Annotated in this window: 10 protein-coding genes and 4 tRNA genes; 13 read left to right on the top strand and 1 reads right to left on the bottom strand. The window is 63.4% G+C overall.

All coding sequences use genetic code 11. The features are described 5' to 3' along the window. Positions 1-366: 366 nt before the first annotated feature. Entirely contained in the window at positions 367-1,269 is a 903-nt protein-coding gene (locus FHS09_RS21955) for an aldo/keto reductase (protein WP_183463969.1), read from the top strand. Between the two features lie 12 nt (positions 1,270-1,281). On the opposite strand, the gene FHS09_RS21950 is transcribed toward FHS09_RS21955, so the two are convergent. Further along, positions 1,282-2,235, bottom strand: a complete 954-nt coding sequence (locus FHS09_RS21950; RefSeq protein WP_183463967.1) for a hypothetical protein — start codon at positions 2,233-2,235, stop codon at positions 1,282-1,284. A gap of 151 nt (positions 2,236-2,386) precedes the next feature. On the opposite strand from FHS09_RS21950, the gene FHS09_RS21945 reads away from it, so the two are divergent. The 12 genes from FHS09_RS21945 to FHS09_RS21890 all read left to right on the top strand — a co-directional run. Continuing rightward, entirely contained in the window at positions 2,387-3,808 is a 1,422-nt protein-coding gene (locus FHS09_RS21945; RefSeq protein ID WP_343057548.1) for an alpha/beta hydrolase, read from the top strand. Further along, positions 3,805-4,566 (top strand): ATP-binding cassette domain-containing protein, encoded by a 762-nt coding sequence (locus FHS09_RS21940; RefSeq protein ID WP_183463965.1) that lies wholly within the window; start codon positions 3,805-3,807, stop codon positions 4,564-4,566. The genes FHS09_RS21945 and FHS09_RS21940 overlap by 4 nt, the downstream gene beginning before the upstream one ends. Next, positions 4,566-5,750, top strand: a complete 1,185-nt coding sequence (locus FHS09_RS21935) for an ABC transporter permease (protein WP_183463963.1) — start codon at positions 4,566-4,568, stop codon at positions 5,748-5,750. The genes FHS09_RS21940 and FHS09_RS21935 overlap by 1 nt, the downstream gene beginning before the upstream one ends. Before the next feature lie 12 nt (positions 5,751-5,762). Beyond that, the gene (gene alr, locus FHS09_RS21930; protein ID WP_183463961.1) at positions 5,763-6,875 is read left to right on the top strand and encodes an alanine racemase; all 1,113 of its coding nucleotides are present in this window, start codon (positions 5,763-5,765) and stop codon (positions 6,873-6,875) included. Between the two features lie 2 nt (positions 6,876-6,877). Then, positions 6,878-7,876, top strand: coding sequence for a bifunctional biotin--[acetyl-CoA-carboxylase] ligase/biotin operon repressor BirA (birA, locus tag FHS09_RS21925; protein ID WP_343057547.1), 999 nt, complete (start codon positions 6,878-6,880; stop codon positions 7,874-7,876). Positions 7,877-7,878: 2 nt separating this feature from the next. Further along, positions 7,879-8,622 (top strand): type III pantothenate kinase, encoded by a 744-nt coding sequence (locus tag FHS09_RS21920; protein WP_343057549.1) that lies wholly within the window; start codon positions 7,879-7,881, stop codon positions 8,620-8,622. 14 nt (positions 8,623-8,636) lie between these two features. After that, entirely contained in the window at positions 8,637-9,320 is a 684-nt protein-coding gene (locus FHS09_RS21915) for an SPOR domain-containing protein (protein WP_183463955.1), read from the top strand. 308 nt (positions 9,321-9,628) lie between these two features. Then, a tRNA-Thr gene (locus tag FHS09_RS21910) sits at positions 9,629-9,704 on the top strand. 110 nt (positions 9,705-9,814) lie between these two features. Then, a tRNA-Tyr gene (locus FHS09_RS21905) sits at positions 9,815-9,898 on the top strand. Between the two features lie 72 nt (positions 9,899-9,970). Continuing rightward, positions 9,971-10,044: transfer RNA gene (locus FHS09_RS21900), tRNA-Gly, on the top strand. A 48-nt stretch (positions 10,045-10,092) separates the two neighbouring features. After that, positions 10,093-10,167, top strand: a tRNA-Thr gene (locus FHS09_RS21895). A 133-nt stretch (positions 10,168-10,300) separates the two neighbouring features. After that, positions 10,301-10,396, top strand: a 96-nt coding sequence (locus FHS09_RS21890; RefSeq protein WP_010791028.1) for a GTP-binding protein, incomplete at its 3' end; no start/stop codon positions are given.

The following is a 10,396-nucleotide window of genomic DNA, read 5'->3' as shown; positions in this document are numbered from 1 at the left end:
TCAAAGATCGATCGCGGCCATGGGCGGATGGCCGCCCCGCCGCTCCTACAAAATAATCTCCCTTCCTCCCTGTAGGAACGGCCCATGGCCGCGATCAGACTCGATTTCCCGAACAAATGTATAGATTCCCAATGGTGTTTTTTTGCGCATCCAAGCGCGGTGGCACAACCGCGCGGCTCAGGGGTGATATCCCATACTTATACACAACTCTATCCATGTATTCTGTTAGTAACACCGGTGTCATGGCAAAAGACATGCTTTTCCATACACGGAGTTCGATCGCTATCGAGGATAGTGCAGCCCCTGGCAGTTACAATGCAAAGCCTTACAATTGAGGATCCCCGCAACCGTAATAAGTTGATTTCTATGCAGCGTATCCAATCCTCCCTCGACCGAAGCTTTTCCCTGTCCCGGATAGCCATGGGCCTCTGGCGTCTTGCGGACTGGAAATACACATCTCAGCAGACACTGGAATTGCTGGAGCAACTGCTCGGACTCGGTGTTACGACTTTTGATCTTGCAGATATTTACGGTGACTACCGCTGCGAGCGGCTGTTTGGCGATGCCCTGAAACTAAAGCCCGAATTGCGTGGAAAGATGGAGATTGTTTCCAAGTGCGGTATCAAGTTGATGAGCGACAATAACAATTACGCTCTCAACCACTACGACAGCAGCGGCACCCATGTAACCGCGGCGGCGGAGTCGAGCCTGGAAAATATGCGGATTGAGCAGCTGGATTTGTTGCTGATTCACCGCCCAGACCCGCTGATGGACGCGGATGAATTGGCGGAGGCACTGGACCGGCTGGTGTCCGGCGGAAAGGTCCGCGCAGTGGGAGTATCCAATTTCCTTCCGCACCATGTGCAGCTGTTGCAGTCGCGGCTGTCGGTGCCGCTGCTGGTCAACCAGATAGAGGTATCAATGTTGCAGAGTGCGCCACTGTTCGACGGACAGCTGGATTATTGCCAGCGGGAGAGGATTATCCCCATGGCCTGGTCGCCCTTCGCAGGTGGAGAGCTGTTTACCGGTAGTGGGGAAGCGGCGCGCCGGGTGCAGGCCTGCCTGGAAGAGTTGTCCCGGGAGCTGGATATGGAGCCCCAGCAACTCGCCCTGGCCTGGCTGCTCAAGCACCCGAGCAATATGGCTCCGCTACTCGGCAGCGGCAGGGTTTCCCGCCTGCGCAACGGCGTTGCCGTGCTGGGTAGGGAGTTGCCGCGAGAGGCCTGGTTTCGCCTGTTGCGCGCCGCCCGCGGGCGCGACGTGGACTGATTTCTGTACCGCTCAGCCGGCGTAAGCGTTGTCCGGCACCAGGTTGTAGTTCTCATCGCCCAGGTCGAACTGCTCCAGCGGAGCCAGTTGAGTGGGCACCGAGTAGTGACGCAGCGGCTTGTCGTCGCGCCAGTCCATGACTTCCAGTTCCTCGCCCTGGATTCCATGCAGCAGGGTTTCAAACTGGGTGACCGCAGTGGGGATCAGCGACTGGTACTCCAGCTTGTCGCCCAGCTTGATAAAGCGAAACTCGCCTTCGGCCAGCTCTATACGCAGCCAGCCGGTACCGCGCTTCTTGTCGGCTTCGCCGATGACCAGGGGGCCTTGCTGGTCCTGGAACAGTGGCGTGAGCCGGGCGGAAGAGGGAGCGTCAACCGGCACGCCAACCCAGACCCAGCCGGACAGGCCGATGCGGCTCAACTGCCATTCGCTCAGCCATACCGTTTGTTCGTCGTCGATACGGAATTCGCTGTATTCCCGATGACCAGGCCGGCTGTCGAAGTGAATTTCCGCGTTGGGGTTGTCCTTGCGGAAGTTGTTCAGCTGCTGGGTCATTTCGTAATTCACTTCCCAGTGTTTCCTCAGCCGCCACTGGAGGGGGTACTCCCCCCATTCAACGATGTACTCCTCCCGCTCGCGCACAGTTTCCGCCACGCGCCAGAAGGCGCCATCGATCAGGATGCAGGTGTCCCCGGGTTTGCTGCCGGGAGCGATAATACTGCACTCCGGGGAGGCCTCTGAGGCATTCACCACATGTTCGCCGCGCCCCTCAATCACTTCATACCACGGAAAACCGTGGCGCAGTGGCGGGGGGAAAGCCAGCGGCGGACGCCCGGCGAGCAGCCGGCGGAATAGAACGGATTTCTCTATTTCCAGGTCCGACAGGGTATAACCTTCCTTATGGGTGATCTGGCCCCAGGTGAAGGCAGCGCGAATTAGTTGTTTTTCTCGATCTGAAAAGCTCATGGGCGCAGGGAAAAGAGGGATTGCAAGTTGAAACCTTACCACTGTGCGCCCTACCGCGCTAATGCTATCGGACCGCGGCCTGCCAGTGGTCGCAGGGTGGGTAAAATCCGGTAGACTGACACATCGTTTGTGGCAAGAGAGAGACAGTGCAGTGGTAAGGAGGCGACGGCTGCTGTTGGTGGCATTGATGGTGGCGACGGGGTTGTCGGGCACAGCGGTCGCACAGGGCCAGCCACCTTCAGAAACCTGCTATCTGGACGGCTGGGGAGATCCGTTGCGCTGTTATCGGGTTCCTCTCGACGGCGATGGACTGGAAAACCTGGCGGTGATGGTGGCACCGGCGGTCAACGGCAGCGGCCGCGAGCCCCTGTATCTGCTCGCCGGCGGACCAGGTCAGGCGGCCAGCGACCTGGCGCCGCTGCTGAACGCCTTTCGAAGGATCAACCGCGAGCGCGCCATCGTCATGGCGGATCGCCGCGGCGCCGGTCGTTCCGGTGCCTTTCGCTGCGGCTTCGGAAGCGACATGCCCGCGGATCTGGAAACCTTTTCCCGGCAGTTGGCGCAGTGCTACCTGCAAAAGGCGGATTTCGCCGAAACCCTGAGCAGTCGCCAGACGGTGGCGGACCTGGAGCGGGTACGCCGCTTCCTCGGCCACGGGCGCATCGCGCTCTGGGGCGGCTCCTGGGGAACGCGCACCGCACTGCTTTACCAGCAATGGCAACCGGAATCCCTGAGTGCTTTGGTGCTGGATGCAGTCGCACCCATCGATACCAAAGTATTCCTCACCGCCGGCGCCGCCGAAAATGCGTTGCAGCAACTGGAGCGGGATTGCGTGGAGGATGTGGTGTGCGCCCGCTTCGGCGACTGGCGCCGGCAACTGGATCGGCTGCTTTCCCAGTGGGACGACGGGCGGGCCGCGAACTTCCCGGACCCGCTGACCGGCGCGCCGTCAGAACAGCCCCTTGCCCGCTGGGCTCTAGCCAACGCCATCCGCACGGCACTCTATGATCCCAAGGCGGCCGCACAGCTGCCCTACGCGATAGACCAGACCCGCCTGGGCAACTACCGACCTCTCTCCGGCATCGCCGGATTGTTCGCCAACAGGACTGATTCCATGGCCATGGGGCTCACTTTTTCCGTGGCCTGTGCCGAGGAACTGAATCGTATCAGCGGGGAGGAAGTGGCTGCAGACAGCGCGAATACTTTTCTCGGTACAGCCTTTTTCGATCTGTTCAAGTCCGGTTGCGAGGTCTGGCCGGTACAGCCCAAGCCCTACGGCGCGCCGGAACCCAGGGATCAGCCGGTACTGTTGATTTCCGGAGACGCGGACCCGATCACCCCGCCGGTCTACGCCGAGCGGCAGTTGGACTACCTGTCCCGCAAACAGCACCTGGTCGTCGCCGGTGGCGGCCATATCAATTCCCCCCGCGGCTGTATTCCCGAACTGATCGCACGCTTCCTCGACAGTCCCGGCAAACCGCTCGACGACAGCTGCGTAGCGGAAATACGGCGGCCGCCGTTTATGGCCGATGCCTTCGGTCCGGCGCTGGATATGGGAGGGGCGGAACAGTGATCGAAGTGGAATCCGTACACAAGCAGTTCGCCGGGCGGCCGGTGCTGCACAATTTGGGTTTTTCCGTGCCGGATGGACAGATCACCGCACTGCTCGGCGCCAACGGCGCTGGCAAGACCACCTGCCTGCGGATTATCACCGGACTGTTGGGGGCGGACTCCGGGCGGGTGCTGCTGGGCGATATCGATGTGGCCCGCGATCCCATGGCGGCGCGTCGCCAACTGGGTGTGGTGGGGGACCGCGAGGGGCTCTACGAGCGGCTCACGGTGGCAGAGTACCTGTCCCTGTTCGCGCGTATGCAGGGGCTGTCCGGCGGGGCACTGCGCGAGGCGCTGGATTCAATCCGCAGTGAACTGGAACTGGGGGACCTGTGGCACCGGCGCACCCGGGGCTTTTCCCAGGGGGAACGCATGAAGGTCTCCCTGGCGCGGGCGCTGGTACACCGGCCCCGGCACCTGATCCTGGATGAACCCACGCGGGGCCTGGATGTGCTCGCCGCCCGCCTGTTGCGCAGGACACTGCTGCGCTTGCGCACCGCGGGCACCACCATACTGTTTTCCAGCCATGTGATGCCTGAGGTGGCGGAGCTCTCCGACCGGGTGCTGGTGATGGCCGGCGGCCGGATCGTGGGCAGTGGTTCGCCGCGGGAACTGGCGCAGCACACCGGCTGCGATAATCTGGAGGACAGTTTTGTCGCCCTCGCCTATGGCGACACAGGGGGCGAAGAGGAGCAGCGGCAAGAGAGGGCGCCGGCCTGATGGAAAAAAGACGATTCAGCCCCCAGATGGCTCCGCTGCTGCTCAAGGAATTCCTGGAGACCTGGCGGGACCGCCGGGCGCTGTGGATGGCGATCTGTTTCTCGCTGATGTTCCCGGTGTTGCTGGCCGGGGTCACCATCTTCGTGGTGAAAAAGAACACCGAGGAGACCACCCGCCTGGCGCTGCTGGGAGCGGAGAATGCACCACTGCTGGAGCGGCAGCTGCGCGGACCCAACCTGGAGGTGGAAGCTGTAGCGGAGGGGAGTCCGCGGCAGCTGTTGAACGACGGCTACGACCTGGTGCTGCAACTTCCGGACAATTTTGCCCGCGACTATCGGGATTTTCGTGCGCCGCCGCTGTACCTGTATATGGACAGCTCCGCGACCGGCGCCGGGCGCGCCGAGCATCACTTGCAGGAGCGGCTCAATAGCCTGCAACAACTGGTGGTGAGCCAGCGGCTCACCGCCCGCGGCGTGGCGCCGCAACTGCTGGCACCCTGGCAACTGCAGGTGCGCGATGTGAGCACTCCCTCCAGCCGCGGCGCGCTGATTCTGGCGATGGTGCCGGGCCTGCTGATCCTGACCCTGTTCGTGGCCAGCCTCGCCACCTCGGTGGACACCTCTGCCGGTGAGCGCGAGCGGCTCAGCCTGGAGACACTGCTGTTGCAGCCGCTGCCGGCCTGGCAGGTAATCGCCGCCAAGACTCTGGCGGTCGCCAGCCTGGGCTGGCTGGGCTCGCTGCTGGCCATCGCCGCGCTGGTGGCGCTGATGCCGGTGATGCCGTTGGCGGAGCTGGGTATCCAGCAGGCCACCACCACCGGCGGCGTACTGGCCATGGGCCTCCTGTTGTTGCCCCTGGCGCTGCTGGTGGCGGTGGTGCAGATATTGCTGGCACTGCGCTCCAGTTCCTTCAAGGACGCGCAGACCCAACTGAGCATTCTGCAGATAGCCCCAGTGACATTGCTGATGGTACTGGATGCGGCCAGGATCGATCTGACGGACAATTACTGGCAACTGGTGCCCCTGGTGGCGCAGCAGCAGTGGCTGAAGGCGCTGTTGGTGGGCGAATCGGTGTCCGTGGGTTGGGTATTGGCGGGGTCCCTGACCTGCCTGCTGCTGGTGGCTGCCGCCATTGCCTTCGGCGCCCGCGCCCTGCGCCGGGAGAGCCTCCTGGGCGCTGTATAGTAAGGTGTACATATGAGCGATTCCCGCGAAGGGCTTCTCACCGTTGACCTGCAGGCGGTAGGCGACAACTACCTGGTGTTGCGGGAACGTCTGGCAGACGGCAGCCGCTGTGGCGCGGTGGTCAAGGCGGACGCCTACGGTCTGGGCATGGCCCGGGTGGCACCGGCCCTGTACCGGCGCGGTTGCCGCGATTTCTTTATCGCCACCCAGGCGGAAGGGGAAACTCTGCGCGCGCTGTTGCCGGAAGACGCGGATATCATCGTCCTGACCGGCGTGCGCCCCGGGCGCGAGCTGGAGTGCGCGCGCGCCGGCCTGGTGCCGGTCCTGTTTACCCCCCAGCAACTGCGGGCATGGGTGGACAGTTGTGCCCGGGCGGGTATTCGCGCCCCTTGCTCGCTCAAGGTGGATTCAGGCATGACCCGCCTGGGTATGTCATCTGCAGAACTGAGGCAACTGCTGACGGAGCGCGACCTGTTGCGCGCCGCAGACATCCAGTTGCTACTGAGCCACCTGGCCTGCGCCGACGAACCGGCGCATCCGCAGAACGCCCGGCAGCTGGAGTGTTTCCGGCGCGCCGGCGAGGAATTGAAGGCGCTCTGCCCACAGGTATCCCTGAGCCTGGCCAACTCCTCGGGTATTTTTCTCGGTGACGACTACCACTTCGATATCGCCCGGCCCGGCTCGGCGCTCTACGGGGTCAACCCGGTGCCGGGATCGCCCAACCCCATGCGCGCGGTGGTGGAGCTGAGTCTGCCGGTGGTACAGAAACGCTATGTGGCCGAAGAGAGCAGCGTGGGTTACGGGGCGACCCAGAAAGCCGCCGCCGGCAGCTGGCTGGCAGTGGCGCGGGGCGGCTATGCGGACGGTATACTCCGCGCCCAGGGAGGCCGTGGTTGCGGCTGGGCCTGCGACCGGCGGCTGCCCATGGTGGGCCGGGTTTCCATGGATTCGGCCACCTATGACATCAGCGCCCTGAGCGAGGCCCAGCGCGAAGCCTTGGAGAATATCGAAGTGCTGAACCGCGAGCTGACTGTAGACGAGGTGGCCGGTTACGCCGGCACCATCGGCTACGAAATTCTCACCGGCCTGGGCCATCGCTATTTTCGCCGCTACCTGAGGTCTTGAAAGTGCCCGTCTCCGATTCTGCATTGCGGCAATTGCGCCCGGTCCTGGATCTTCTCGCCGATGGCGAGGTGCACTCCGGCGAGTCCCTTGGCGCGGTCCTGGGAGTGAGCCGCGCCGCGGTGTGGAAGCAACTGAAAAAACTCGAGTCTTACGGGATTCCCCTGGAGTCGGTAAAAGGGCGTGGCTATCGCCTGCCCGGCGGACTGGACCTGCTGGTCGCCCAGGGGATTGAAGCCAGGCTGGCCCCGCGCACTCAGGCCCTGCTCGGCGAGCTGATCCTGCTGGACCGGGTGGACTCCACCAACGCGCAGATACTGGCGCGGCTGGAGAAGGGCAGGGGCCACGGCGCGGTGATGTTCGCCGAACAGCAGACTGCCGGCCGCGGCCGGCGCGGGCGCAGTTGGGCCAGCCCGTTCGGGGGCGGGATCAATTTCTCCATCGGCTGGCAGTTCAACGGCGGTGTGCAGCTGCTGGAGGGCCTGAGCCTGGCGGTGGGAGTGGCGCTGACGCGCGCGCTGGCAGAGTTCGGTGTGCCGGATATTCGCCTGAAGTGGCCCAACGACGTCTGGTGCCGGGGGCGCAAGCTGGCCGGCGTGTTGCTGGAGCTGAGCGGAGATCTCACCGACCGCTGCGCGGTGGTGGTGGGCGTAGGGCTGAATGTAGGCCTGCCGGAGGCGAGCAGCGAAAATATCGACCAGCCCTGGATCGACCTGAATCGGGTGCATCCGGGAATCGGGCGCAACGACTTGGCAGCATCACTGCTGAACCAACTGCTGCCATTGCTGGAGACCTATCCGGTGGAGGGTTTTGCCGCTTACCGTGAGGCGTGGCAGCAACTGGACCAGTTCTCCGGACGATCGGTGCGCATTGTCAGTGCGCGGCAGGAGTGGACCGGCGTGGATCGGGGCGTTGACGACACTGGGGCCTTGATTCTGGAAGCCGACGGAGGGGTGAAGCGGTTCTACGGCGGCGAAGTGTCCCTTCGGGAGGCTGTGGATTGAGCGTGGGACTGATACTGGAGCTGGATATTGGCAATACCCGCAGCAAATGGCGGCTGCTCGACAACGGGCAGTCGCTGGCGCTGGGAGCCCTGGATACCGCTGCACTGAAGCGCGGCGAGCTGCCGGTGGCCTGGAGCGATATCCGGCCGCAGCGGCTGCGCGCCGCCAATGTGGCTGGAGAGACCGTCGCCGATGCTCTCGCGGCGCTGGCGAGGGACAGGTTCGGGTTGGAGGCGGAGTTCGCCCGAGTACAGGCCGACTGTGCGGGGGTCACCTGCGGTTACCGGAAACCCGGCGGGCTGGGAGTGGACCGCTGGCTGGCGGTGCTCGCCGCGCACCGGCTTGACCCGCGCGCCGCGCTGATTGTGGACTGCGGCAGTGCGGTGACCCTCGATTTGCTGGATACTGGCGGGCGGCACCTGGGAGGATATATATTGCCGGGCCTCGGCCCAATGCGCCGGGCCCTCTACAGCGATACCGACGCGGTAAAGGTGCGCGAAATCCGCTCCCCCGGCATGTCCCTGGCGCCGGGCCGCGATACCGGGGAGGCGGTCAATCGGGGTCTGCCACTGATGGTGATGGGTGCTGTAGAGCACGCGCTGGCGGAGCTGCGGCGAACAGCCGGCAGCGAGCCGCTGCTGTGGTTGACCGGAGGGGACGGCGAGTTCTTTTCCTCCCTGTTTCCCCGGCCCCATGAATTGGTTCCTGAGCTGGTACTGGATGGCCTGGCACTCAGTAATCCCTAACAGTTTCTGATTTTATGCGCTGGATAGTTATTGCCCTGTTGCTCGCCAATATCGGCCTCTACGCCTGGTTTCAGACCGCCGGCCGCGCCTCGCAGTCGCCGGCGGTCGACAGCGCCGTGCCGCAGGAGGCCGGCGACTCTATTGTGCTGGTGGAAGAGGCCCCGCAAAACGCATTGCGCGAGGTGCCCCCGGCTCCCGAGCCAAAGTTGCAGAGCGGGGATTTGTGCACTCTGCTCGGCCCCTTTGAAGCGGAATATCTGGGGGAGGACATAGCGCAGCGGCTGCAGGCCCTGCAGGTGGATGCCGCGCTGCGGGAAGTTGAGGTGCAGGGGCAGATGCGCTACTGGGTATTCCTGGCGCCCATGAGTTCGCGCCGCGAGGCATTCGGCAAGCTGCGCGAGTTGCAGGCGGCGGGGATAGACAGTTATGTGATCCCCAAAGGTTCGCTCGCCAATGGAATCTCCTTCGGCATATTCTCCGAACCGGACCGCGCTGAATCCCTGGCGGAGGAGTTGCGCCAGAAGGGCATTGACATCCGGACCCGCCAGGAGCCGCAGACCTACCTGGAGCGCTGGGTGGTACTGCCCCCCGGCGGTGCGGAGCAACTGGCGGAGGACTTCTGGACCCAGCTGCAGCGGGAATACCCGGAGCTGGACCGGCGACAGAATCTTTGCAGCGAAGTGAGCGGCAACTTATAGGGGAGGGCTACCTGTGCGAGTCCCGAGAGCCTTGTAGTTAAGTCCGTGGCGGCCCTGCTGCCGGGGGCATTTTGCGAGCACGGGCTAGGCGCCCCCCCCGTGAACCCATCCCTGGGGGGCTTGTCGGCGAGGTCCCTCTCGCCAACAGTCTCTCAAAATGCCCCCGGCATCAGGCCCTTCGCTTCGGCGGCCGAATATTCTTTCGAATCCCGCCACGCACTTTCCCCTGTTGCGCCCGACCAGAACATCCCCTAGAATCCCGCCTCCACGTTGCGGGGCCGATGCGGCTTCCGTGGGGTAGAGACAGGGCTGGCGTAGCTCAGTTGGTAGAGCAGCTGACTTGTAATCAGCCGGTCGGGGGTTCGACTCCTCTCGCCAGCTCCATTTTTGTCTCTCGCGCTGTTCGCTTTGGATTCTGCAGATAAGTCTGTGAATTTGAAGGAAAAATCGTTGACAGTGCGGTGGTCGGTGTAGAGAATACACGCCGCTTTCGAGCAGGGGTTCCCGAGTGGCCAAAGGGATCAGACTGTAAATCTGACGCGCAAGCTTCGGTGGTTCGAATCCACCCCCCTGCACCATAAAAGAGGCAGAGAGCAGAGGTTGAACGGCCTGCTCTGTGTCAGTAAAGGATCCGCGTGCGGACTGGTTCTGCGGGTATGGTTCAATGGTAGAACCTCAGCCTTCCAAGCTGATGATGCGGGTTCGATTCCCGCTACCCGCTCCATTATCCCGGGGCTGTGGCTTGTGGGGTTGCGTGGAGTTTGGCAGTAGTGCTCATGTAGCTCAGGGGTAGAGCACACCCTTGGTAAGGGTGAGGTCGGCGGTTCAAATCCGCCCATGAGCTCCATTATTTATGGCCGCGGGGGCAGGTGTCTCTGCGGCTGTTTGTATCCGGGTGCCGGGTTTGTTGGTGGTCGGGTGCGCCGGTTCTGGAAGTAGGCTCCGCCGATCAGGGCGTGCCTATATTTAGGAGGCTAGCAATGGCAAAAGAAAAGTTTGAACGTTCCAAGCCCCACGTGAACGTGGGCACCATCGGTCACGTAGACCACGGTAAAACCACCCTGACCGCCGCGCTG

The organism is Microbulbifer rhizosphaerae (genome assembly GCF_014191725.1).
Taxonomy (GTDB): domain Bacteria; phylum Pseudomonadota; class Gammaproteobacteria; order Pseudomonadales; family Cellvibrionaceae; genus Microbulbifer; species Microbulbifer rhizosphaerae.
This window is presented reverse-complemented; position numbering and strand designations above follow the sequence as displayed.

Bases quoted from the DNA above. Each gene is read 5' to 3' on its own strand.
- FHS09_RS21955 (WP_183463969.1), top strand. From the start codon at position 367: ATGCAGCGTATCCAATCCTCCCTCGACCGAAGCTTTTCCCTGTCCCGG.
- FHS09_RS21950 (WP_183463967.1), bottom strand. From the start codon at position 2,235: ATGAGCTTTTCAGATCGAGAAAAACAACTAATTCGCGCTGCCTTCACC.
- FHS09_RS21935 (WP_183463963.1), top strand. From the start codon at position 4,566: ATGGAAAAAAGACGATTCAGCCCCCAGATGGCTCCGCTGCTGCTCAAG.
- alr (WP_183463961.1), top strand. From the start codon at position 5,763: ATGAGCGATTCCCGCGAAGGGCTTCTCACCGTTGACCTGCAGGCGGTA.
- FHS09_RS21915 (WP_183463955.1), top strand. From the start codon at position 8,637: ATGCGCTGGATAGTTATTGCCCTGTTGCTCGCCAATATCGGCCTCTAC.